The following is a 24,053-nucleotide window of genomic DNA, read 5'->3' on the forward strand; positions in this document are numbered from 1 at the left end:
CCCAGGAGAAGGACGGACGCCGCGGGGACAGCCACACCGGACGACCCCGCGCGGGTCGGAGGGACCGCCGGGCGGATGGTCAGGGCCGGAGTCATCAGAGCACCCCCAGGACGAGGGCGACGAGCGCGGCGAGGAGAACCGTGCCGGTGAGGACGGCGGCGGTGGCGCGGGGCAGGGCGGCGGTGTGGGCGCGGGCGAGGAGGGCGCCGGTGGCCGTGGTGGTGGCGCCGGTGGCGTCGACCGCGCCGTCGACGACGGACTCGTCGGTGCGGCGGGCGAGGCGGGCGAGGGCCGTGACCGGGCGGGTGACGAGGGCGTCCTGGACGGCGTCGAGATAGAACGCGTTGGCCAGGAGGCGGGTGAGCGCGGTGTCGGGCAGGTCGGCGGCGGGGTCGCGGCGCCAGGCGAGGGCGGCACCGGCGGCCAGCAGCGCCAGCGGGAGGAGCGCGAAGGCACCGAGCTCGGCGATCGGCTCGTCCTTGAGGCCGGCGACGAGCCGGGTCGCGAAGGCGGCCGACAGCCCGGCGAAGCCGAGCAGGACCGTCGGCACCGCGAGGACGAGCAGCGGGGCGCGCATCGCCCAGGGCGGCTCGTGCGCGGCCCTGGCCGTGGCGCCGCGGGGGTCGCCGAGGAACGTGCGGCGCCAGAGCCGGACGACATAGGCCGCGGTGAGCAGGACCGTGACCGCCGCGGCGGCGAACACCAGCCAGGCCGCGGCGCGGGGCAGCGGCAGGGACGTGGAGGTCGCGTGCCAGGCGGCCTCGATGATCGAGTCCTTGCTGAAGAAGCCCGCGAGGGGCGGGACGCCGGCGAGGGCGGCGAGGCCGGCGGTCATCGTCCAGAACGTCACCGGCATGCGGGTGCGCAGCCCGCCCATGGCGGCCATGAGGTTGGTGCCGACGGCGTGGATCACGGCGCCGGCGGCGAGGAAGAGCAGCGCCTTGAAGGCGGCGTGGGTGAGCAGGTGGAACAGGGCCGCGCCGGGTGCGCCGACGGCGAGGGCGCCGGTCATGTAGCCGAGCTGGCTGACCGTCGACCAGGCCAGGACGCGCTTGATGTCGTCCTGGCCGAGGGCGGCGAGCGCGCCGAGGAGCATCGTGATCGACGCCATGACGGCCAGGACGGTGAGGGCGGCGCCGGAGCGCTCGAACAACGGATAGAGCCGGGCGACGACATAGACGCCGGCGGCGACCATCGTCGCGGCGTGGATCAGGGCGGAGATCGGGGTCGGGCCGGCCATCGCGTCGGGCAGCCAGGTGTGCAGCGGGAACTGGGCGCTCTTGCCCGCGACGCCGGCCAGCAGCAGGACACAGGCGGCGGTGACGGTGCCGGCGGGCAGGTCGGCGGCGAACACGTCGGCGATGCGGAAGCTGTGCGCCTGCAGGCCGAGCAGCACGATGCCGACGAGGAAGCCGACGTCGCCGACACGGGTGACGAGGAACGCCTTGACCGCGGCGCGGGGCGCCTCCGGCAGGCGGCGGTCGTGGCCGATGAGCAGATATGAACAGATGCCCATGACCTCCCAGCCGACCAGCAGGGTGATCAGGTCGCCGGAGACGACCACCAGCAGCATCGCGCCGGTGAAGAGGCTGACCTGCGCGGCATAGGGCGCATACCGGTCGTCGTCGTGCAGATAGGCGACGGAGTAGACCTGGACGCAGAGCGCGACGACGCCGACGGCGACCGCGACGAGACCGGCGGGGCCGTCGAGCCAGGTGCCGAGCGTGACGGAGAGCCGCCCGAAGTCGGCGATGACGATCCCGGGGTCGGCGCCCCGCGGCCCGCGCAGCGCGACGGCGACCGCGCACGCGAGCGCGACGGCCGCGCCGCCTGCGCCGAGCACGGCGGCGACACCGCGCTGCCGATAGCGCAGGAGCAGCCCCAGCAGGCCGGCCACCACCGGGACCGCGGGCAGCGCCAGCCCGAGCAGGTCGACCCTCACCGAGCCACCTCCTGGTCCGCCTCGGCGGTGACAACTGCGGGGACGGCGGCGGGCGCGGCCTCGGTGAGCGGCAGCTCCTCGACGTCGACCGAGCGGCGCATCCGATACAGCTGGAGGATCAGCGCGAGCCCCACGCCGATCTCGGCGGCGGCCAGCACGATGATGAACAGGGCGAACGACTGCCCGCTGTGCGGCACGACCGACCTGATCGTCGCGTCGGCGGTGACGAGCACCAGATTCACCGCGTTGAGCAGCAGCTCGACCGCCATCAGCAGCAGCACGGCGTTGCGCCGGACGATGACGCCATAGACGCCGATGCCGAACAGGAGCGCGGCGATCGTGAACGGCAGGACGGGATGCATCAGCGCCCCCGGGAATCGGGGCGGGAGCCGGCGCTGACGTCGGGCCTGGACACCACGATCGCGCCGACGAGCGCCGCCAGCAGCAGCACCGACACCAGCTCGAACGGCAGGACCCAGGTGCGGAACACCGCGCCGCCGATCGCCTCGGCGGTGCCGGGCGCGGGCAGGCCGACCCGGCTCCAGTGGAACGCGTCGGCGAACAGCGCCACGAGGCCCGCGCCGGCGCCTGCCCCGACGAGCGCGCCGGGCCAGCGGACCCGGTCGAGGTCGTCGCTGGCGCCGATCGGCGCTCGGGTCAGCATCACGGCGAACAGCAGCAGCACCACGACGGCACCGACATAGAGCAGCACCTGGACCCAGGCGAGCAGCTCGGCGGACAGCACCAGATAGAGCCCGGCGACCGCGCCCAGCGTCACGACCAGCCACAACCCGGCACGCACGACGTGCCGGGTCGTCACGACCAGCAGGCCGGCGCCGAGCGCGACGGCGCCGAGCGCGGCGAGCAGCACGTCCGCCGTCGTCATCGCGATGCCACCCTCATGGCCGACATCCTGCCATCAGGGTCTGACAGGATTCGACCTGCGGGGCGTCAAAAACCAAAGAAAACCCTAGGCGCGGAAGCGCGACACGACCCGGCTCAGCTCCTGCGACATCCCCGCCAGCTCCTCCGCCGCCGACTCCGTCTCCTGCACGCCGACGCTGGTGGACTGCGCCGCCCGCGCGACCCGGTCGATGCTGGCGGCGATCTCGGTACTCCCGCTCGCCGCGTTCGCCGCGTTGCGGCCCATCTCGTTCGTCGTCGCGGTCTGCTCCTCGACCGCCGAGGCGATCGTCGTCTGGTAGCCGTTGACGCTCTCGATGACCTCGCTGATGCGGCTGATCGCGGCCACGGCGCTGGCCGCGTCGGCCTGGATCGCGGAGATCCGCTGGCTGATGTCCTCGGTCGCCTTCGCGGTCTCCTGCGCGAGGTCCTTGACCTCGTTGGCGACGACGGCGAAGCCCTTGCCCGCCTCGCCGGCGCGGGCCGCCTCGATGGTGGCGTTCAGCGCCAGCAGGTTGGTCTGCGCGGCGATGCCGGTGATCACGTTGATGACGTTGCCGATCTCGGCGCTGGACTCGCCGAGCTTCGCCATGGTGCGGGTGGTCTCGTTGGCGGCTTCCATGGCCTCGTTGGCGACGCGGACGGCCTCGGTCGCGTTCTGCGCGATCTCCCGGATGCTCTCGTTCATCTCGTCGGTGCCGACGGCGACGGTCTGCACGTTGCGGGACACCTCGCCGGCCGACCCGCTGACGGCGGTGGCCTGCTCGGCGGCGGCGTCGACGCCGGAGGCGATGGTGCGGGCCACGCCGGTGAGCCGGGTCGAGGAGTTGGCCAGCGACGTCGCGGACGTGCCGACGAGCCGGACCATCTCGGCGATCCGGTCGAGGCTCTCGTTGAGCGCCAGGCCCATCTGCCCGACCTCGTCGCCGCTGGTCACGTTCATGCGGGAGGTCAGGTCACCGGCGGCGACCTCGTCCAGGACGGTCTTGGCGTTGCGCACCGACCGCACGATCGAGCGGGCGACCAGGGTGGCGAGCGCCAGCGACAGCAGTACGCCCAGGATCAGCATCACGATGAGGCTGGTCCGGGCGGCGTCGTAGGTGTCGCCGGCACCGTCGGCGATCTTCTTCGCGTTGGCCTGCTCGATGTCGGCGATCTTGCTGCCGGCGTCCTGCTGCGCCTCGAGGATCTTGCCCATCTCCGGGTTGAAGAGCGCCCCCATGGCCGCGGCGGTGTTGCCCGTCTTGGTGGCCGGCAGGATCTGCTCGTCGCGGATCTTGCGGACCGTGGCGATCTGGCGCACCAGCTCGTCGGCGATCTTCCTGCCCTCGGCGGTGTGCCGGCTGGCGAGGTAGTCCGCGTACGCCTTGTCGAAGGCCGCGTCGATCGGCTTGATGTACCCGTCGACGATCTGGTCCTGGTTCGCCGGCGGGGCGGTGGCCGCGGCGTACATGAGCAGCTGCGTCTCGGTCCAGTGGTTCTGCATCTTCTGCGCCTGGTAGCCGGGCGCGGAGGCGGTGGCGTAGACGTCGTTGGTGCGCTGGTGGAGCACCTGCAGGCGGGTCATGCCGTAGACGCCGACCACCACCGTCACGATCGCGACGAGCAGGAAGCCGATGAACAACTTCTGCGAGATTCCCAGCCGGGACATGCCGCCACCTCCGAGCAGTCAGCCGCGCGACGGGCGCGGCTCACCTCTCGGATCGGTCAGCCACGGCCTGACCTGAGCGTTTTGCGGCCGCCGTCTGCTCTTTGGCCGGTTCGCCGCGGTGGTCGTGCGCCGGCGGAGCGGGGACGGTCGCGACCCACTCCTCGAGCCGGTCCTTCTCGTGCAGCAGGTCGCGGATGTCGTGCTCGGCATACTCGAACTCCGGCGTCCAGTGCAGCGCGTCGAAGGGGCACACCTCGATGCAGATGCCGCAGTACATGCAGAGCGAGAAGTCGATCGCGAACCGGTCGAGCACGTTGCGCTGGCGGGCGCGCGCCGCGCCGGGGACCACGACCTCCTCCTTGTGGGAGTCGATGTAGATGCACCAGTCGGGGCACTCCCGGGCGCACAGCATGCAGACGGTGCAGTTCTCCTCGATGAGCGCGATGACGCCCCGGCTGCGGGGCGGCAGGTCGGGCTCGACGTCCGGATACTGATGCGTGTGGGTGCGCTGGGTCAGCGTGCCGAACGTGACGGCCAGCCCCTTGACGAGCCCTTTACCGGGGATTTCCACCGAACACCGTCCTCACGTCAGAACCTTCACCGTGGCGGTCAGGATGAGCTGCAGCAGTGCGAGCGGGACGAGGATCAGCCAGCAGAGGCGCTGCAGCTGGTCCTCCCGCAGCCGCGGATACGCCACCCGCAGCCAGATGACCACGAATGCGACCGCGAACATCTTCAGCAGCGTCCACAGCCAGCCGATCTGGTCGTCGAAGGGCCCCCTCCAGCCGCCGAGGAACAACACGGTGGTGAGGGCGGCGATGACGACGATGCCGACGTATTCGGCGAGCAGGAAGAACGCGAAGCGCAGGCCGGTGTATTCGGTGAGGTAGCCGAAGACCAGCTCGGAGTCGGCGATCGGCATGTCGAAGGGCGGGCGGCGGATCTCGGCGAGCCCGGCGGTGAAGAAGATGAGCATGGCCGGGAGCTGCCACAGCAGCCACCAGGGGCGCCACGCCTCCACGATGCCCGACAGCGACAGGGTGCCGGCGGCCATCGCGACCGACGCCGCCGACAGCACGAACGGCAGCTCGTAGCCGAGCAGCTGGGCCGCCGCCCGCAGGCCGCCGAGCAGCGAATACTTGTTGGCCGACGACCAGGCGGCCATGAGCACGGCGATCACGCCGATGCCGACGACGGCGAGGACGAAGAACAGCCCGACGTCGAGCGGCTGGGCGACCAGGCCGTGCGGGCCGAGGGGGATCACCAGCAGGACGGCCAGATACGGCAGGAGCGCCACGACCGGGGCGAGCCGGAAGACCTGCCGGTCCGCGGCGCGCGGGGTGATGTCCTCCTTCTGCACGAACTTGACCCCGTCGGCGACGAGCTGGGCCCAGCCGTGGAAGGCGCCGGCATACATGGGGCCGAGGCGGCCCTGCATGTGCGCCATCACCTTGTGCTCGGCCTGGCCGACGATGAGCGGCAGGGTCAGGAACGCGCCGACGACGACGAGGACCCGCAGGGCCAGCTCCAACCAGATCGGCATCAGACCCGGCCTCCCGGCCACTCGCTGGGGTCGGGAACGCCCGGCGGGCGCATCGGGGCGCGCTTGGCGGCGGTGTGCTCGCTCTCGCCCGGCTCCTTCGCACCCGGCCACGGCTTGGCGACCCGGGACGCGAGCACGAACTCCTTGCGCAGCGGGTGCCCCTCGAACTCGGGCGGCAGCAGCAGCGGGTCGAGCGCGTCGTTGCCGGCGAAGCCGATGTCGAACATCTCGTGCGTCTCACGCTCGTGCCAGGCGGCACCCGGGTAGATCCCGACCACGGAGTCGACCGAGGGCGCCGTGCGCGGCAGCGCCGTGCGCAGCAGCAGCCCGGAGTGCGCGGTGGTCGAATAGACGTGGGCCACCACGGTGAAGCCACCCGGCAGCTCGTCGACGGCAGACAGCCAGTCGAAGAAGTCGCACGCCAGGGAGTCCCGGGCGGTCAGCAACGCCGAGGCCCAGCGCTCCGGCGGCACGTCGACGGTCGGCCGGGTGAAGCGGCCGCCCCCGGCGGACTCGGTGACGGTGACGCCGTCGCCGAACAGCGCGCCGAGCTCCTCGAGATCCATGTCAGGGCCTCCGCACCGGCGGGGCGGTCAGCGCCTTGACGTCGGTGCGGTTGACGCCGCCGAGTCCGGACTGCTCCCCCGCGATCTTGTCCTGGAGCTTCATGATGCCGTGCAGCAGCGCCTCGGGCCGCGGCGGGCAGCCGGGGATGTAGACGTCGACGGGGATGATCTGGTCGACGCCCTTCGTCACGGAGTAGGAGTCCCAGTAGGGCCCGCCGCAGTTGCTGCACGCGCCGAAGCTGATCACGTATTTCGGCTCGGGCATCTGGTCATAGAGCCGCTTGACCGCCGGCGCCATCTTGTCGGTGACGGTGCCGGACACGACCATGAGGTCGGCCTGGCGCGGCCCGTGCGCGAACGGGATGACGCCGAGGCGCATGAAGTCGTGCCGCCCCATCGACGTGGCGATGAACTCGATCGCGCAGCACGCGAGACCGAAGTTGAACACCCACAGCGAATAGCGGCGCCCCCAGTTGAGCACGAACTTGATCGGGTCGCCCAGGACACTCGACATGCGCGTCAGCCTACGCTCGTCGGGCGCTGCAGCAGACTGAGGAATGCGACCAGTAACTGCTCGCGCACGGCCGGTGGCGCCGCGTTCAGCAACGTGTTGATCACGGCCATCCGGTCGGGCAGTACCGACGAACCGGACCCGACCCCGAGCGCGGAAGCCAGCGACGAGACGTCACCCACGAGGGAGAAGATGTCCGGGGGCAGCGAGACGGGCCCGGCGGTGCGGGCCGCCGCCACGGAGTCGGCGAGGTCGGCGGCGAACTCGGCCACCCGGGGTGCCACTGCGGCGGTCACCGTCAGGTGTACCGACGGCGCGATGTCCCCGTGCTGGAACTGCGGCTGCGTGTGCCAACCCCGGGCCGCGAGCTCGTCCGCGAGCACGAACAGGTCGACGGAGGTCGACTGGAACGCGACCACCGTCGACTCCACCGGCAGCAGCACGAGCCCGTCGACCGCGGAAACGGCGTCGGCGAGCCCGCGCACCGCGGAGAGCGTCGTGGAGGCCAGGGCCAGGTAGCCGTCGTCACCCAGGTGCCGCAGCGTCGCCCACGCCGCCGCGATCGGCCCGCCGGAGCGGGTGGACGAGATGACCGGGTTGACCATCGTGTACCCGGGCCAGTCCGCGTACCCGAAATACTGCGGCAGCCGCAGCGCCTCGTCGCGGTGCAGCAGCACGGAGACGCCCTTCGGCGCGTACGCGTACTTGTGCAGATCGACGGAGATGCTCGTCACACCCGGGACGGACAGGTCGAACGGCGGCACCGGCTCGCCCAGGCGGCGCAGGAACGGCAGCGTCCACCCACCGAAGCAGGCGTCGACGTGGCAGCGGACGCCGGCGGCGGCCGCGGCGGCGGCGATCGGCTCGACCGGGTCGATGAGGCCGTGCGCGTAGGACGGCGCCGAGCACGCCACGAGCACCGTGGAGGGCCCGATGGCCGCCGCGACCGCCGAAGGGTCGACGCGCAGGTCGGCACCCACCGGTACCACATCCAACGCCACCCGAAGGTAGGAGGCGGCCTTCGCGAGCGCGGCGTGTGCGGTCACCGGCATCACGAGGCGCGGCTCCGTGATGTGCGGGGCGCCGTCCCGGGCCGCCTTCACGGCGAGGATCAGCGACTCGGTCCCGCCACTGGTGACGCTGCCGACCGTGTCCGGGCCGCCGCCGAGGACCGCCGCGGCCATGCCGACCAGGTCGTTCTCCATCCGCAGCAGCGACGGGAACGCGGTCGGGTCGAGCCCGTTGACGTGCGCCGACGAGCTGTACGCCGCGGCGGCCAGCTCGTCCAGGCCGGGCACCGCCGGGTCGTAGACATAGGCGAACAGCCGCCCGCCGTGCGTGGGCAGGTCGCCCTTGCGCAGCTCGGCGAGCTCCGCGAGCACCTGCTCGGCCGGGACACCCTTCACGAGACCTCCTCGGTCAGTCGTCGTTCGTCCAGGTCGTAGCCTCGCAGACCGATGAGCGCCGATGCGACGACAATGGCGGGCACGACGGTGAATCCGAGGAGGACCCCCAGTTTCGCGGTGTCCGACTGTACGGCCGCCGCCCCCGACGAACTGGAGACGTAGCCGAACACGGCGAGGATGACCGCGAAGACGCCGGGGCCGAGCGCCATGCCGAACGTCTCCCCCGCCGTCCACAGGCCGGTGAACACGCCCGCCTGGCGGCGTCCGGTGCGGTGCGCGTCGAACGCGATGCAGTCCGGCAGCATGGCCATGCCGAAGACCTGCTGGCCGGCGTACCCGCTGCCGACGAGCCCGGTCAGGACGTAGACGGCGACGGCGGGCAGGAACGGCGCGAGGGCCAGCAGCGCCGCGGCGGCGGCGAACAGCACCGACGCGAACACGTAGGCCCGCAGCTTCCCGACCCGGTGACCGACCCGCGTCCAGACCGGCATGACCAGCAGCGCCGGGCCGACGAAGCACGCGAACAGCAGCGTCGCGCCGGTGTCCGGGGACACCAGGATCTGCGTGGCGAAGTAGCTGACGCCGGCGAGCATCGTGGCGATGCCCGCGGCCTGCACGACGTAGCAGGTCAGCAGCAGCCGGAACGGCCGGTTGCCCCGCACGACCTTCAGCTGGGCGGCGAAGGACGGCTCGCTCGGCAGCACCTTGCCCGTCGGGGCGGAGCGCGTGCCGAAGAAGGAGCCGAAGGTACCCACGAGGATCAACGCGGCGACGAAGATCCCCATCGCGCGGTGGCCCGGAACGCCGCCACCGAACTGTTTCGTCACCATCGGCGAGAGCGCCCCGGACACCAGGATGGCGACCGCGAGGATCGCCACCCGCCAGGTCATCAGCCGGGTCCGCTCCGCGTAGTCGTCGGTCATCTCGGCCGGCATCGCCACGTAGGGCACCTGGTAGAAGGCGAACGCGGTCGCCGCGAGCAGGAACATCACCGCCGCGTAGGGGGCGCTGTCCTGCTGGAAGGGCGCGGCGAAGATCGCGGCGAACAGCACCGCGAGCGCGAGCCCGCCGAAGAGCAGAAATGGCCGCCGGGCACCCATCGAAGTGCGGGTACGATCGGAAATCCTCCCGGCAACCGGGTTGATCAGCACGTCCCACGCCTTCGGCGCCAGCACCAACAGCCCGGCGACCCCGGCAGCGACGCCGAGGGTGTCCGTCAGGTAAGGCAGCAGGAGGAGTCCGGGCACGGTGCCGAACGCCCCGGTGACCAGCGAGCCGAGCGCATAGCCCGCCCGCACACGTCCCGGAAGGACCTCGGTTCGCACGACTTGGGCCATGGTCAACGAATGCTAGCCATCGCCTTGCAGGAAAGGAACCTCCGCTGTCCACCGCGCTGCTGCAGCCCCAGACGCGCCCCCGGTCCAAGGTTCCGGCGGGGGTCGCCGCCGGGCACCCCGCCACGACCGAGGTGGGGCTGCGGGTGCTCGCCGCCGGCGGGTCGGCCGCCGACGCCGCCGTGGCCGCGATGCTCGCCGGCTGCGCCGCGGAAAGCGTCCTGACCGGCCTGGCCGGCGGTGGGTTCGCCACCTACTTCGACGCGGCCACCGGCGCCACCACCTGCCTCGACTTCTTCTGCTCCGTCCCCGGCCTCGGCAGCACCACCCCGGCGGCCCCGATGGTGCCGATCAAGATCTCGTTCGGTGGCGTTCCGCAGCGGTACGAGATCGGCGCGTCGAGCGTCGGCGTGCCCGGCATTCCGGCCGGGGCCGGCGAGATCCACCGGCGATGGGGCCGGCTGCCCTGGCAGCGGGTCGTCGCGCCGGCGCTGAACCTGGCCCGCAGCGGCGTGCTCCTGCCGGGGGCGCACGCGCGCACCCTGGTCTCGCTGGCGCCGGCGATGCTGCCCGGGTTCGGCTCGGCGGTGTACGCGCCGGAGGGCCGCCTCCTGGAAGGCGGCGAGCTGCTGCACCACCCCGGACTCGACACCGCGCTCGGGATCCTGGCGGAGGAGGGGCCGGCCGCCTTCTACACCGGGCGGATCGGCGAGGTCATGCTGTCGCAGGTCCGGGCCGGTGGGGGCGTGCTCAGTCCGCGGGATCTCTCGTCGTACCGGGTGCTGCAGGTGCCCGTGTCGGCGGCGGCCTTCGGCCCGTATCGCGTGCTCGCCCGTGACGACCTGAACGAGACGATCCGGACCATCGCCGCGCTGCCGCCGGACTTCTCGCCCGCCGCCGTCGCTGAGGCGCTGCTGGCGCACGGGTCGCAGCGGCTCGGCGACACGACCAACATCTCCGTCGTCGACGGCTCGGGCAACGCCTGCGTGATCACGATGACACTGGGCATCGGCGCCGGGGTGTGGCTGCCGGGCCTCGGCGTCCACCTCAACTCGATGCTCGGCGAGGGCGAGCTCATCCGGCCCGGCACGCTGCCCGGCGAGCGGATGGCCTCCTGCATGTGCCCGGCCGTGGTCCTGGACGCCGCGGGCGGTCTCGTCATGGCGATCGGCTCGGCGGGCGCGACCCGGATCCGGACCGCGATCATCCACACGCTCAGCAACGTCCTGGTCGACGGCGACGACATGACCACGGCGATCCGGCGGCCGCGCTTCCACCCCGTGTCGGTCGACGGGGAGCGGCTCGTCCACCTCGAACCCGGCTGCGACCCGTCGCCCTTCACCGACTTCAAGGTCCAGCAGTGGGACCGGCTCGACCACTACTTCGGCGGCGTCAGTGCCGTCGGCCTCGCCGGCGCGGCCGGCGACCCGCGGCGCGGCGGCGTGGGACGGGTCCTGTAAAGGCCGCCTTGCCGGTCGGCTTGTTGGTTTTGCCGGTCGCTTCGCTGGCTTTGCCGGGCGCGTTGCTGGCTTTGCCGGTCGCTTTGCCGGGTCGCGTTGCTGGCTTTGCCGGTCGCTTTGCCGGTCGCTTTGCCGGCTTTGCCGGTCGCGTTGCTAGAGGAGCACCAGGTCGTCCCGGTGGACGACCTCACGTTCGTACGCCGGACCGAGCGCGGCGGCGAGCTCTCCCGTCGACCGGCCGAGCAGCGGCGGCAGCTCCGTCGCGTCGTAGTTGACCAGGCCGCGGGCCACCGGCACCCCGCCCACGTCGACCAGGTCCACCGGATCCCCGGCCGCGAACCGGCCGTCGACCGCGGTGATCCCGGCGGGCAGCAGCGACGCGTGCCGCTGGCGCACGGCCTGCACGGCACCCGGGTCGAGATGCAGGCGGCCACGCGGGCTCGTCGCGTGCGCGAGCCAGAACAGCCGCGCCTGCGGCCGCTCCCGCTGCCGGTGGAACAGCGTGCCGATCGGCTCCCCGTCGAGCACCGCCTTGGCGTTGGGCGCCGACGTCAGCACCACCGGGATGCCACTGGTCGTCGCGATCCGTGCCGCCTCGACCTTCGTCACCATGCCGCCGGTCCCGACCCCCGCCCTGCCGGGCCGCTTCACGTCGATGCTCTTGAGGTCGTCCGGTGACCGCACGTCCAGGATCCTCGTCGACTCCGGTCTCGCCGGATCGCCGGTGTACAGCCCGTCCACATCAGACAGCAGCACCAGCAGATCCGCGTGGACGAGCGAGGCGACGAGCGCCGCGAGCCGGTCGTTGTCCCCGAACCGGATCTCCTCCGTGGCGACCGTGTCGTTCTCGTTGACGATCGGGATGGCCCGCAGGTCCAGCAGCCGCCGCAAGGTCCTGTACGCGTTGCGGTAGTGCACCCGCCGGGTCACGTCGTCGACGGTCAGCAGCACCTGCCCGACCACCCTGTCGTGCCTGGCGAACGCGTCGTTGTAGGCCCGCATGAGCAGCCCCTGCCCGACACTCGCCGCGGCCTGCTGCGTCGCGAGGTCCTTGGGCCGCTTCCGCAACCCCAGCGGCGCCAGCCCCGCGGCGATCGCCCCGGACGACACCAGCACGACCTCCGCCGGACTCCCCGCGAGCGCGTCGACGAGCGCGTCGACCCGCTGCTTGTCGAGCCCACCTGCCGCGGTGGTCAACGACGACGACCCGACCTTGACCACGATCCGTCGAGCCTCGATGACCTGTTCCCGCACGCCGCCCATCTTGCCGCGTCACCGGCCTTCCGCCACGGTAGGTTCCCATATCGTGGCCGACGACGACTTTGCCGAACTGGTCCTCACCGTGGTGGAACGCATCCCACCCGGCCGTGTCATGTCCTACGGTGCGATCGCCGAGTACCTGGGCCGTGGCGGCCCCCGCCAGGTCGGCGCCGTCATGTCGCACTACGGCGGCAGCGTCCCCTGGCACCGGGTCGTGGCCGCCAACGGCCGCCTCGTCCCCGGCCACGAGCAGGAAGCCCTCCGCCGCCACCGCCAGGAGGACACCCCCCTCAAATCCGACAAGGTCGACATGCGCAGGGCCGCCTGGTGGCCCGACGAGGACCCGCCGACCCTGCCATAGCCCCCGGGACGGGGTTCACTGTCGGTTGTGCTGCCCGTGTGCGGGCGGCCATTCGCCGGGCCGATGGTTGGGCGTAGCCTCCGGCCACGCATGGTTCGGTGGCGTGGTCGCCCTGACTGCCGTGCCTGAGGTGACGTCCCCGCCTCCGCTGACACCGCACCGCCGTCGAGCCCCCTATGTTGTGGCGCGCCACCGTCGCTGGTGCAAGAACAAAGACCCTTTCCCAGACGTCCGGCGCTCTCCGAGGTGCGGACCGGCAGACGGCCCGGCGCGGTCGTCCTCGTCAGGCAGCCGCTGTCGGCCCAGGGTGCGATCCTCTTCGTCGGCGAGCGGCTGGCGGGCGTCGAGGGTGGCCTGTCCGCCGCGGCGCGGGTCGCGGAGGAGACCGGGGCGAAGCTGGCCTGGGTGCCACGACGCGCGGCGACCGGGGCGCAGTGAAGGCCGGTGCGCTGCCGGCCCTCCTTCCCGGTGGCCGTCCGGTGTACGACCCGGCGGCGCGCAGCGAGGTCGCGGCGGCATGGCAGCTCGACGGATGTCCTGCCCAGCACATCGGGCTGAGCAAGCCGACGGGTAGACCCGGGCCAGGAACCGGATGTGCGAGCGAGCGACCGAGCGGCCGAGCGGCCGGCCGGGCAAGCAACCGAGCACCTGAACAGGCAAGCGGCCAAGCTGCCGGCCGAGCCAGGCGACCGCGCAGCCGGACAGGCAAGCAACCGAGCACCTGAACAGGCAAGCGGCCAAGCTGCCGGCCGAGCCAGGCGGCCCCGCAGCCGGACAGGCAAGCAACCGAGCACCTGAACAGGCAAGCGACCGAGCAGACCGGCCGAGCAAACCGGCCGACCAGACGGGCAAGCGACCGAGCAGCCAGCCGAACGACCGACGGGCAAAAGCGACCGACCGGGCGAACGAATTAGCAGGCAAGCGGGTGGGAGGTCAGGTTGCGCAGCCGGCCGAGCCAAGCGACCGAGCAGCCAGCCGAGCCAACCGGCCGAGCAGACGACCAGACGGGCAAGCGACCGAGCAGCCAGCCGAACGACCGACGGGCAAAAGCGATCGAGCAAGCGAACAGACGAGCGGACCTTCGGGCGAGCGGGGGTCAGGCGGACAGGGCCAGGGCGAACGGCAGCACGCCGGGGGCCCCGGCACGGAGGAGGACACGGGCGGCGATGGCCATCGTCCAGCCGGTGTCGACCAGGTCGTCGACGAGGAGGACCGGGCCGGGCAGGTCGCGGAGCTGGGCGGCGAGCCCGGGGGTGAGGGTGAAGGCGTCGTGCAGCGCGCGGACCCGCTGGGCGCTGTTCGTGCGGGAGGCGGCGTCCGCGGCGTGCGAGGACCCGACCGTGCCGAGCAGGGGCATGCGGCCGACCTCGGCGATGCGGGTGCCGAGTGATTGCAGCAGCTCGGGGGTGCTCTGCGAGCCGAGGACGACCACGCCGACGGGGCGGGCGGGCCAGGGGTCCTCGCCCTTGGCCCATTCGGTGAGGGTGGCGACGACGCCGGTGAAGATGTCGTCGGGGAGGGGGGCGTCGGGGGCGGCGAGGAGCTTGCGGAGTTTGTCGCCCCAGCCGAGGTCGCTGAGGCGGCCGATGGCGCGGCCCGGGAGGGATTGCTCGGCGGGCGGGATCTTGCCGGTGAGGCTGACGCCCACGGCGGAGAGGCCCGTGGGCCAGAGCTTGCGCGGGGCGATCTCGACGCCGGTGCGGCCGAGGTGGGCGCGGGCCGAGGCGAGGGCGTCCGGGGAGACCGACGTCGGATACCAGGGGCCGGCGCAGGTGTCGCAGCGGCCGCACGGGGTCGCGCCCGGGTCGTCGAGGGTCTGGCGCAGGAACTCGAGACGGCACGTGGTCAGGGCGGTGTAGGCGCGCATCGAGTCCTGCTCCGCGGCGCGGGCGGCGTCGATGCGGGTGTAGCGCTCGGTGTCGTGCTGCCAGGGGGCGCCGGTGGACTCCCAGCCGCCGCGGACGCGGTGGACGGCGCCGTCGACGTCGAGGACCTTGAGCATCAGCTCCAGGCGGGTGCGGCGCAGCTCGACGCGGGTCTCCAGGACCGCGGTGGACATCGGGCGGCCCGCTGTGGCGAGGACGTCGAGGACGGCGCGGACCTGGTGCTCGGGCGGGAAGGCGAGCGACGCGAAATAGCGCCAGATGGCCTGGTCCTCGGTGCCGGGCAGGAGCAGGACGTCGGCCTTGTCCACGGCGCGGCCCGCGCGGCCGACCTGCTGGTAATACGCGATCGGGGACGACGGGGCGCCGAGGTGCACGACGAAGCCGAGGTCGGGCTTGTCGAAGCCCATGCCGAGCGCGGACGTGGCGACGAGCGCCTTGATCCTGTTGGCGAGGAGGTCCTCCTCGGCGGCGAGGCGGTCGGCGGGCTCGCTCTGGCCGCTGTAGGCGGCGACCTCGTAGCCGCGGGCGCGCAGATAGGCGGCGGTCTCGTGGGCGGCGGCGACGGTCAGCGTGTAGATGATGCCGGAGCCGGTGAACCCGGCGAGGTGCTCGCCGAGCCAGGCGAGCCGGTGCGGGGCCGACGGCAGGGTCAGTGAGCCGAGGCGCAGCGACTCGCGGTCGAGGGAGCCGCGCAGGACGAGCGCGTCGCCGAGCTGCTCGGCGACGTCGGCGGTGACGCGGGAGTTGGCGGTGGCGGTGGTGGCCAGGACCGGGGTGCCGGGGGCGAGGTCGAGCAGGAGGGTGCGCAGCCGCCGGTAGTCGGGGCGGAAGTCGTGGCCCCAGTCGGAGACGCAGTGCGCCTCGTCGACGACGAGCAGGCCCGTGGTCGCGGCGAGCTTGGGCAGCACGTTGTCGCGGAAGTCGGGGTTGTTGAGCCGCTCGGGCGAGACGAGCAGGACGTCGACGCCGCCGGTCGCGATCTCGGCGGTGATCTGGTCCCACTCCTCCAGATTCGCCGAGTTGATCGTGCGGGCGGTGATGCCGGCGCGGGCGGCCGCGTCGACCTGGTTGCGCATCAGGGCGAGCAGCGGCGACACGATCACCGTGGGGCCGGCGCCGCGGGCGCGCAGCAGGGCCGTGGCGATGAAGTAGACCGCGGACTTGCCCCAGCCGGTGCGCTGGACGCAGAGCACGCGGCGGTGCTCGGCGACGAGGGCGGAGATGGCGGCCCACTGGTCCTCCCGCAGTTCGGCGGAAGGACCAGCGAGCTTCTTCAGGATCTGGGACGCCTCGTTTCGCACCCCCCGAACTTAGCCCGGGGGTACGACACAAAACGTCAGGGCGTGAATCTGACGGCGGTTCCCGAGACCAGCAGCGCCTGGTTGTACAGGTACTGCGCGGCCACGGTGCCGGAGGCGTTCTCGACGCCGACGGTGGCGCCGTTGCCCTTCTCCACGTCGTTGTCGAGGCCGGAGTAGTACGTGGTGATCACGCCGTCGGGGGCGAACGCGACCGAGAACGTGATCCGGTTGTGCACGCCGTTGCCGTAGATGTACGGGTTGCGCCACTCGATCACGACGGAGCCGTTGACCAGGGCGGTCCGCACGGATGCCGAGCCGTCGACGACGAGGTCGTCCCAGAAGGCGTAGACGGTCGCGTTCGGCGCCGCCACCGACGGCAGCGCGGAGTGCTCCACGTATGCGCCGCCCGGGTTGACGAAGGAGACCTTGCCGTTGGTGTCGATCCACGCGGTCGAGTAGGTGACCCCATACAGCGTGACCGGCGCCGGCAGCGTGACCTGCTGGATGTTGTCGTCGCCGGTGAGTGTCAGCACGGTGGCGTCGGCCGGGACGAACGGCAGCGCGGCCGTGGTGACCGCGTAGTTGCCGGTCGGCGGCGGCGGGGCGGGCAGCGTGAGGTTGAGCGTCTCGGTGGCGGCGTCGACGGTGAGCGCGGCCGACGTCGACTGCCCGTTCGCGGTGGCGCTCACGGTGTACGAGCCGTACGCCACGTTCGAGAAGCTGTAGCCGCCGGACGCGTTCGTGGTCGTCGTGGTGCCGGCGGTGAGGGTCACGGTCGCCCCGGCGACGGCGCCGCCGCCCGCGACGGTCACGGTGCCGCTGACGGTCCCGGTGGACGGCGGCGGCGGGGGCGGCGGGGTGGTGCCGCCCGGCGCGGTGAAGATGACCGCGCGGCCGGACTGCAGCTTCGGCGTGTTGACGGAGTAGGCGAGACCCACGGTGCCGTCGGCGTTCTCGATGCCGATGGTGGCCGCGTTGCCCTTCTCGATGTCGTTGTCGAGGCTCGCGTAGTTGGTGATCACGTCACCGTTCTCCGAGAGGATCGCCTCGAACGTGATGCGCCGGCTGGTGCTGCCGTAGATGTAGCCGTTGCGCCATTCGACGACGAACTGCCGGTTGGGCGCGGTGCCGATCGTGGTGGTCCGCACCGACGCGCTGGCGTCCATGACCAGGTCGTCGTGGAAGGCGTAGACGGCCGCGTTCGCGAGGGCCGGGTTCGGCAGGGTGGTGTTCTCCCACTTGTACCCGTTGGGGTTGACCATGCTGATCAGCCCGTTCGTGTCCACCCACGCGGTGCTGTAGGTCTGGCCGTACAACTTGATCGGGAACGGCAGCGTGATCTGCTGCACGGCGTCGTCGCCGGTGAGGGACAGCACCGTCGTGTCCGCGTTGACGAATGCCCTGGTGGCGGTGGTGCACACGTAGCCGAAGCTGTCGGAGCACGTGCCGCCGCCGGACGCCGCGTAGGTCGCGGTGTACGTCGTGGCGGTGGTCGGCGCGGTGATCACCTGGGTGGCGGCGCCGCCCTGGCTCCAGGAGCCGAAGGTGTACTGGGTGCTGTTGAGCGTCTGCGGCGTCGGCGCCGACACGGTCTGCGTCGACTTCTGGATGACCGTCGCGGTGAACGGGGTGACGCCGGTGACCGAACCGACGGTGATGTTGAGCCCGCTCGGCACGGAGTTGAACGTCATGTTCGCGGTCTTCGGGTCCAGCCGGCGGCTGACGGTGGTGCTCAGGCCGCTGCTGTCGGTGGCGGTGAGCCGCAGCTCCACGTAGGACGGGTATTCGTGGTCGGGCCCGATGAACGAGCCGGACGCCCCGTCGGTCTCGCTGATGTAGTGCTGGTGGCAGTTGTCGGGGGCGGCGCAGTGCTGCAGGATCAGCTGCCAGTGCAGGTTCGCCGCGGGGACGTTGCCGTCCTGGGCGTCGGTGGCGTGGCCGGTGAAGTTGACCGTGTCGTTGGTGGCCCAGGTGAAACCGGCCGCGGGGGTGTCGATCACCGGCACGGGCGCGTCGGATCCGACGAGGATCTGCAGCGTCTTGGTGTCCGACAGCCCGCCGGCGTCGGTCACCCGTAGCTTGGCCGTGTAGTTGCCGGCCGTCGTGTAGGTGTAGCTCGCCGTGGGCCCGGTCGCGTCCCAGCTGCCGTTGTTGGTGAAGTCCCACTGGTACGTGAGGACGTCGCCGCTGTTGGGGTCGCTGGTGCCGGCCGAGTTGAACTGCACGGCCAGGGGCGGCGCGCCGGAGGTCTTGTCGGCGCCGATGACGGCGGCCGGGGGCTGGTTGCCGGCGCTGTAGTTGATCCGCCGGACGGTGCCGCCGTCGACGTCGACGTAGTACAGGTCGCCGCCGGGGCCGATCTCCAGGTCGACGGGGCCGGCCGCGCCCGGCGCGAACGTCTGGATCTTGCTCGGGTCGGGCGTGCCGTTCGTCGGCAGCATCGCGTAGATGCATTTGCGGGCGTAGTCGCCCCAGAACAGCGCGCCCTGGTACTGCGCCGGGTAGCTGCCGCCGGACGTCGGGTAGAACGCGACGCCGGTCGGGCTGGAGCCGCCGGTCGGGCAGCCGTCGTTGTCGTTGACCTGCTGGTGGTGCCCGTACGTGTACACCGGACCGGTCGAGGTGTTCGTGTTGTACAGCGTCGTGCACAGGTTGAGGTTCGCGTCGCGGTAGCCGGGCTGCTGCGAGTTGCCCTCGAAGCACGGCCAGCCGAAGTTGGTCACCGGCGTCGCCAGGGGGTTGGGCAGGCGGTTGATCTCCTCCCAGGTCCGCCAGCCGACGTCACCGAGCCAGATCTCGCTGGTACCGGGCTTGAACGTCCACCGGTAGGGGTTGCGCAGGCCGTACGCCACGATCCGCCGCGCGTTGGGGTCGGTGGTCGCGTTGTACATCGGGTTGTCGGTCTTGGCGGCACCGGTCACCGGGTCGATCCGGATGATGGTGCCGCTGAGCGAGGTCGGGTCGGTCAGCGTCCGCAGGTCCTGGGAGCGCAGCGCGCCGCCCTCGGAGTTCGGCGGGCTCAGCGCCGCGCCGACGCCACCGGGCGGGTCGCCGCACGGGTTGACCGGATTGCCCTGCTGCCCCCAGTCGGTGAAGACCGGGCTCGCGCCGTCGCCGCCGCTGACGTACAGCGCGCCGTCGGGGCCGAAGCGCACGTCGCCCATCGAGTGGGTCTCGAACTGCTGGCACCAGTCGTTGATGAGCACCTGCTCGGTGCCGGTCCACGTGTCGCCGCTCGCGGTGAGCTTCGACAGTTTGCCGCTGACGATGCAGCCGGTGCCGGGCGTCGGGCAGGTGTCGCCGATGTCGAGGCCGCCGCCGATGGGCTGGGTCGCGGTGTACGTGACGTACACCGACGGGTTCGACGGGAAGTTCGGCGGGAGCGCCAGGCCGAGCAGGCCCTTGTCCTCGTTGTCGTGGACGCGGCTGCTGAGGTCGGCGAACAGCGTCGGCGTCGGGTCCGAGAGGCTGTCGTAGACCTGGATCGTGCCGCCCTTCTCCGCGACGAAGACCCGTCCGTCAGGGGAGAACACCAGCTTCGTCGGGTGCGTCAGCCCGGACAGGACGATCTGCTCGGAGAAGCCGTTCGGCAACGTGGTCGCCGCACCGGCGACCTCGGGCGCGGTCAGCGCCGCCGAGGCAGGGACGCAGAGCGCGAGCACGAGGCCCAAGGTCAGACGGGAGCGGCGGCGACGCCTCATGAGAGCACTCCTGGATGCGGACGCGCTGGGGGAACAGTCAGTAGATGTCCACTGCTCGGTTGATGCTGTCGCCAAGCTGACTGGCGCGCCTCGTCCGTTAGGACACAAACAGAACCGTCGTAGCCTGTCCATGGCGTGTTGATCTGCGCTTCGCGATCAGATCATCACTTGCCGTGCGGACCGCTCCCCCGGAGCCTCATCCAGCGGCGTAGTTCGGCCTCCCGTAGCCCACGATCGGGGCGTAGTCGAGCAGCCGCATCGAGATGCGCTCACCGGCGCGCGGCGCCTCGACGACCCGGCCGTCGCCGATGTACATGCCGACGTGACTGACGTCCTTGTAGTAGAAGACGAGATCGCCTGGGCGCAGCTCCTCGCGCTTGATCGGCGTGACGGTCTTCTTCTGCCGGGCCGCGTTGTGCGGCAGGACCACGCCGGCCGCCTTCCACGCCGCCATCGTCAGCCCGGAGCAGTCGAAGGTGTCCGGGCCGTCGGCGCCCCACTTGTACACCTTGCCGATCTGGGAGAAGGCGTATTTCACGGCGCGACCGGCGGCGTCGTCGGTGAACACCGGCACGTAGCCGTCGTGCAGCGCGCCCGACGGGGTCCGGGCGGTGCGCGCCGCGCGGTCGCCGCCGAGCCGCTGCACCTGCGCCTCGATCGTCGCCTTGCGCTGGCCGAGCTCCTGCTGCTGCGTGCGCTGGCGGACCCGGAGGTCGCTGAGCTCCGCGTGCTCCTTCTTGAGGGCGTCCTTGTCGGCCTTGAGCCGTCGCAGCGCGTCGGTACGGCGGCGCTGCAGGTGGTCCAGCGTCGCGAGCTGGTCCATGAACGCCTCCGGCGCCGGCGCGGTGATCAGCACGGCGGTGCTGGTGACGGCGCCGCTGCGGTACAGCCTGGCGGCAACCTCGTCGGTGTCCCGCTGAGCGGCGTCGATCCGCGCCTGGAGCGGCCCGGTCCGCGCGTTCACCCGTTCGAGCTGGGCGTCGGTCGCGCGCAGGTCGTCGCGGACGGCGTTGAACCGTTCGATGACCCCTTCGAGCTCCTGCCACGCGGTGGCGAGCTGCCGCTGCCGGTCGGTGACCGGGTCGGCGTGCCCGGCGCCGGGCATGATCAAGGCGACGGCGACTCCTGCGGCCGCGGTCCACATTTTGCCTATTGACCCCACGTGCCACTAACGAAACATTTTGGACAAACGTGACTAAAAGTCCCCCGGTGGAGTGGTAGAGCGGGGCGGCGGCTACGGTCTTGGGCATGAAGGGGCCGGTCGTCGCGGGTGGACTCGTGTTGGCGCTGTTGCTTGGCTTCGTGATCGCCAGGTCGACCGCGTCACCACCGCCGGCCGCACCGGCACCGACCGCGATCCCGTCCCATTCGCACGGCGGCGCCACCTCGGGCGACCTCGGCGGTCTGTCGCTCAGCGCCGGCGGCTTCACGCTCGTGCCGTCCACGACGGCGTTCACCGCGGGCGCGGCGCAGCCGTTCACGTTCAAGGTGCTCGGCGCGGACGGGAAGCCGGTCACCCGCTTCGTGGTCAACCACGACAAGCTCATGCACCTGGTGGTGGCGCGGCACGACCTGTCCGGGTTCCAGCACCTGCACCCGGAGATGGCGCCGGACGGCACCTGGTCGATCCCGCTGACCCTGCCGTCGGCCGGCATCTGGCGGATCTACACCGACTTCGTCACGCTCGACGCCACCGGGACACAGGCGCCGACCACCCTCGCGGTCGACGCCACGGTCGCCGGGGACTACCAGCCGGTCGCGCTCCCCGCGGCGGCACGGACGGCCGAGGTCGCCGGGATGACGGTGGCGATGGAGGGCACGCCGGTGGTCAACGCCACCCAGCCGCTGTCGCTGCGGGTCCTCGCCTCCGGTTCGCCGGTGACCGACCTCGAGCGCTATCTCGGCGCGTACGGGCACCTCGTCGTCCTCCGCGAAGGCGACATGGGCTACCTGCACGTCCACCCGGAGGACCAGCTCGTGGGCGGAGCGGTGAAGTTCTGGCTGTCGGCGCCGAGCGTCGGCCGCTACCGCATGTACTTCGAGTTTCAGCGCGCCGGCCAGGTCCACCGCGCCGAGTTCACCGTCGAAGTCCGCTGAGACCCCGCCCGCGCGTGCCGGGCTCACCGTCGACGTCCGCTGAGGGCACCCGGCCGCGCGTGCGCCGGGCTCGGAAACGGCACTGCGCGGCGAGTCCTGCCCACCGCGCCGAGTTCACGTCCGCTGATGACATCCGGCTGAGCCCGCTCCGGGCCCCGGAAACGGCTCAGCGCGGTGGGGGCTGCCCACCGCGCTGAGTGTGTCGCGAAGGTCACGCCTCCGAGGACTCGCCGCCCTCGGGGGTGCCGGTGGCGTCGCCACCCCGGCCACGGCCGCCGCGGCGGCGACGGCGGGTGCGGGCGCGGGCCGTGCGGGCCTCGCCGTCCTCGTCGGCCTCGGCGGTGACGACCGGGCCGCTGTCAGCGGTCTCGGCGCCCTCGACCTGGCGGCGCGTGCGGGTCCGGGTGCGGGTCGTGCGCGGCTTGGCCTCCTCGGCGGCGTCGGCCACGAGGGTCTCGCCCGTGTCGCCGCCCTCGGCGAGGGTCACCTCGGCGGGGTCGACCTCACCCCGGCGCCGGCGGCGGCGCGGACGGCGCGGCTCGCCGGTCGCCTCCGAGGGCGCGGGAGCCGCCGAGCCGCCGGCGTCGCCGCCCCGGCCGCGACCCGACTGGCCACGGCCCGTGCGGCCACCACGGCCGCGGGGCTTGCCCTCGATGTCCTCGAGCTGCTCGGCGGCGAGGCCGGCGCGCTTGCGGTCGGCGGTCGGCAGCGAGCCGGTGATGCCCTCGGGGATGCCGATGTCGGTGAGCAGGTGCGCGGAGGTGTGATAGGTCTCCGGCGGCTCCGGCAGCTCCATGCCCAGCGTCTTGTCGATGATCCGCCAGCGGGGCATGTCCTCCCAGTCGACGAACGTCACGGCGACGCCCGTCGCGCCCGCGCGGCCGGTGCGGCCGATGCGGTGGGTGTAGGTGTCCGGGTCCTCGGGGCAGTCGTAGTTGATGACGTGCGTGACGCCGGAGACGTCGAGCCCGCGGGCCGCGACGTCGGTGGCGACCAGCACGTCGATCTTGCCGGCCCGGAACGCGCGCAGGGCCCGCTCGCGGGCGCCCTGGCCGAGGTCGCCGTGCACGGCCGCGGCGGCGAAGCCGCGGAAGTCGAGGTCCTCGGCGACCCGGTCGGCGGCCCGCTTGGTCCGCGTGAAGATCATGGTCAGGCCACGGTCGGCCGCCTGCAGGACCCGCGCCACGATCTCGATCTTGTTCATCGGGTGGGTGCGGTAGATGAACTGCTTGGTCAGCGGCGACGCGCCGGTGCTGGCGTCGTGGTGCGCGTGGATCGTCATCGGGTGACGCAGGAACCGCCGCGCCAGGGTCACGATCGGGTCGGGCATCGTCGCGGAGAACAGCATCGTCTGCCGGTCCTCCGGCAGCAGGGTCAGGATCCGCTCGACGTCGTCGAGGAAGCCCAGGTCCAGCATGCGGTCGGCCTCGTCGAGCACCAGGGCCCGCACGGCGTGCAGGCGCAGGTGCTTGCTCTTGGCCATGTCGAGCAGCCGCCCGGGCGTGCCGACGACGATCTCGACGCCCTTCTGCAGCGCGTCGACCTGCGGCTCATAGGCGACGCCGCCATACAGCGGGAGCACGCGGACGCCGCGGGTCTTGCCGGCGGCCGCGATGTCGCGCGCGACCTGCAGGCCGAGCTCCCGGGTCGGGACGACGACGAGGGCCTGCGGCAGGCCGTCGGCGCCCTCGGCGGGGGCGGTGACCCGGTCCAGCAGCGGGACGCCGAAGCCGAGCGTCTTGCCGGTGCCGGTCGGGGCCTGGCCGATGAGGTCGGTGCCGCGCAGCGCGATCGGCACGGCATATTCCTGGATGGCGAACGCGTGGATGATGCCGACGGCCTCGAGAGCGGCGACGGTCTCGGGCCGCGCTCCCAGGTCGGCGAACGTGGGTGCGTCTGGGCGCACGGGTGCGCGCGGGGCCACTGCTTCGGCGGCCTCAGTGTTGTCGATCGTCATGTTGTGCTCAGGGTGTCTCTCTCGCGGGAGCGCCCCTGGTGAAGCCGGGTGCGCTCAAATGGGTAGGGCGCGGGCCACACGCAACCGAAAAGATCAAGGTCGCGGGCTACAAGCGCCGGTCGCCAGGACTAGGGTCCGTCCACGGCTATTGGAGCCATTGTACCGGCTTGCGAC

General features: G+C 72.1%; 18 protein-coding genes and 1 pseudogene. 4 read left to right on the top strand and 15 right to left on the bottom strand.

All coding sequences use genetic code 11. The features are described 5' to 3' along the window. Nucleotides 1-94: 94 nt before the first annotated feature. The 10 genes from ACZ6TV_RS12885 to ACZ6TV_RS12930 all read right to left on the bottom strand — a co-directional run bounded on the left by ACZ6TV_RS12885 (nucleotide 95) and on the right by ACZ6TV_RS12930 (nucleotide 9,847). Nucleotides 95-1,942 carry an NADH-quinone oxidoreductase subunit 5 family protein gene (locus tag ACZ6TV_RS12885; RefSeq protein ID WP_465297296.1) on the bottom strand — a complete coding sequence of 616 codons (1,848 nt, stop codon included), beginning with the start codon at nucleotides 1,940-1,942 and terminating at the stop codon, nucleotides 95-97. Further along, the gene (gene nuoK / locus ACZ6TV_RS12890) at nucleotides 1,939-2,304 is read right to left on the bottom strand and encodes an NADH-quinone oxidoreductase subunit NuoK (RefSeq protein WP_465297297.1); all 366 of its coding nucleotides are present in this window, start codon (nucleotides 2,302-2,304) and stop codon (nucleotides 1,939-1,941) included. The genes ACZ6TV_RS12885 and nuoK overlap by 4 nt, the downstream gene beginning before the upstream one ends. Continuing rightward, on the bottom strand, nucleotides 2,304-2,828 hold the full coding sequence (locus tag ACZ6TV_RS12895) for an NADH-quinone oxidoreductase subunit J family protein (protein WP_465297298.1): 525 nt from the start codon (nucleotides 2,826-2,828) through the stop codon (nucleotides 2,304-2,306). The genes nuoK and ACZ6TV_RS12895 overlap by 1 nt, the downstream gene beginning before the upstream one ends. Nucleotides 2,829-2,912: 84 nt before the next feature. Then, nucleotides 2,913-4,496 (bottom strand): methyl-accepting chemotaxis protein, encoded by a 1,584-nt coding sequence (locus ACZ6TV_RS12900; protein WP_465297299.1) that lies wholly within the window; start codon nucleotides 4,494-4,496, stop codon nucleotides 2,913-2,915. Between the two features lie 40 nt (nucleotides 4,497-4,536). After that, on the bottom strand, nucleotides 4,537-5,067 hold the full coding sequence (locus ACZ6TV_RS12905; RefSeq protein WP_465297300.1) for a NuoI/complex I 23 kDa subunit family protein: 531 nt from the start codon (nucleotides 5,065-5,067) through the stop codon (nucleotides 4,537-4,539). Nucleotides 5,068-5,079: 12 nt separating this feature from the next. Continuing rightward, the gene (nuoH, locus tag ACZ6TV_RS12910) at nucleotides 5,080-6,039 is read right to left on the bottom strand and encodes an NADH-quinone oxidoreductase subunit NuoH (protein WP_465297301.1); all 960 of its coding nucleotides are present in this window, start codon (nucleotides 6,037-6,039) and stop codon (nucleotides 5,080-5,082) included. Beyond that, nucleotides 6,039-6,605, bottom strand: a complete 567-nt coding sequence (locus ACZ6TV_RS12915; protein ID WP_465297302.1) for an NADH-quinone oxidoreductase subunit C — start codon at nucleotides 6,603-6,605, stop codon at nucleotides 6,039-6,041. Before ACZ6TV_RS12915 ends, nuoH begins: the two co-directional genes overlap by 1 nt. Nucleotide 6,606: 1 nt before the next feature. Beyond that, on the bottom strand, nucleotides 6,607-7,119 hold the full coding sequence (locus tag ACZ6TV_RS12920; RefSeq protein ID WP_363530771.1) for an NADH-quinone oxidoreductase subunit B: 513 nt from the start codon (nucleotides 7,117-7,119) through the stop codon (nucleotides 6,607-6,609). Nucleotides 7,120-7,124: 5 nt separating this feature from the next. Further along, nucleotides 7,125-8,522: a pyridoxal phosphate-dependent decarboxylase family protein gene (locus tag ACZ6TV_RS12925; RefSeq protein ID WP_465297303.1), complete on the bottom strand. Its 1,398-nt coding sequence runs from the start codon at nucleotides 8,520-8,522 to the stop codon at nucleotides 7,125-7,127. Further along, nucleotides 8,519-9,847, bottom strand: a complete 1,329-nt coding sequence (locus ACZ6TV_RS12930; protein WP_465297304.1) for an MFS transporter — start codon at nucleotides 9,845-9,847, stop codon at nucleotides 8,519-8,521. Before ACZ6TV_RS12930 ends, ACZ6TV_RS12925 begins: the two co-directional genes overlap by 4 nt. Nucleotides 9,848-9,990: 143 nt before the next feature. On the opposite strand from ACZ6TV_RS12930, the gene ACZ6TV_RS12935 reads away from it, so the two are divergent. Then, the gene (locus ACZ6TV_RS12935) at nucleotides 9,991-11,316 is read left to right on the top strand and encodes a gamma-glutamyltransferase (protein ID WP_465297305.1); all 1,326 of its coding nucleotides are present in this window, start codon (nucleotides 9,991-9,993) and stop codon (nucleotides 11,314-11,316) included. A gap of 153 nt (nucleotides 11,317-11,469) precedes the next feature. Here ACZ6TV_RS12935 and proB read toward each other — a convergent pair whose 3' ends face one another. Then, nucleotides 11,470-12,579, bottom strand: coding sequence for a glutamate 5-kinase (gene proB, locus ACZ6TV_RS12940; RefSeq protein ID WP_465297306.1), 1,110 nt, complete (start codon nucleotides 12,577-12,579; stop codon nucleotides 11,470-11,472). 43 nt (nucleotides 12,580-12,622) lie between these two features. Between proB and ACZ6TV_RS12945 the strand changes: the two genes are divergently transcribed. Both ACZ6TV_RS12945 and ACZ6TV_RS12950 read left to right on the top strand, forming a co-directional pair. Continuing rightward, a complete protein-coding gene (locus tag ACZ6TV_RS12945) occupies nucleotides 12,623-12,937 on the top strand; it encodes an MGMT family protein (protein WP_465297307.1) in 315 nt (104 codons plus the stop codon). A gap of 282 nt (nucleotides 12,938-13,219) precedes the next feature. Next, nucleotides 13,220-13,464: pseudogene (locus tag ACZ6TV_RS12950) on the top strand (NADH-quinone oxidoreductase subunit G); the annotation flags it as partial. Nucleotides 13,465-14,033: 569 nt separating this feature from the next. On the opposite strand, the gene ACZ6TV_RS12955 reads toward ACZ6TV_RS12950, so the two are convergent. The 3 genes from ACZ6TV_RS12955 to ACZ6TV_RS12965 all read right to left on the bottom strand — a co-directional run bounded on the left by ACZ6TV_RS12955 (nucleotide 14,034) and on the right by ACZ6TV_RS12965 (nucleotide 20,969). Next, a complete protein-coding gene (locus ACZ6TV_RS12955) occupies nucleotides 14,034-16,124 on the bottom strand; it encodes a RecQ family ATP-dependent DNA helicase (RefSeq protein WP_465297308.1) in 2,091 nt (696 codons plus the stop codon). 35 nt (nucleotides 16,125-16,159) lie between these two features. Beyond that, the gene (locus ACZ6TV_RS12960; RefSeq protein ID WP_465297309.1) at nucleotides 16,160-19,825 is read right to left on the bottom strand and encodes a PQQ-dependent sugar dehydrogenase; all 3,666 of its coding nucleotides are present in this window, start codon (nucleotides 19,823-19,825) and stop codon (nucleotides 16,160-16,162) included. Nucleotides 19,826-20,021: 196 nt separating this feature from the next. After that, nucleotides 20,022-20,969: a C40 family peptidase gene (locus tag ACZ6TV_RS12965; protein WP_465297310.1), complete on the bottom strand. Its 948-nt coding sequence runs from the start codon at nucleotides 20,967-20,969 to the stop codon at nucleotides 20,022-20,024. Between the two features lie 104 nt (nucleotides 20,970-21,073). Between ACZ6TV_RS12965 and ACZ6TV_RS12970 the strand changes: the two genes are divergently transcribed. Next, complete coding sequence (locus tag ACZ6TV_RS12970; protein ID WP_465297311.1) at nucleotides 21,074-21,922, top strand: hypothetical protein; 849 nt, start codon at nucleotides 21,074-21,076, stop codon at nucleotides 21,920-21,922. A gap of 211 nt (nucleotides 21,923-22,133) precedes the next feature. Here the strand turns inward: ACZ6TV_RS12970 and ACZ6TV_RS12975 are convergent, their stop codons facing one another. Continuing rightward, nucleotides 22,134-23,879, bottom strand: a complete 1,746-nt coding sequence (locus ACZ6TV_RS12975; protein ID WP_465297312.1) for a DEAD/DEAH box helicase — start codon at nucleotides 23,877-23,879, stop codon at nucleotides 22,134-22,136. Between the last annotated feature and the right edge of the window lie 174 nt (nucleotides 23,880-24,053).

The sequence above is a fragment of the Dactylosporangium sp. NPDC051087 genome (genome assembly GCF_055586325.1).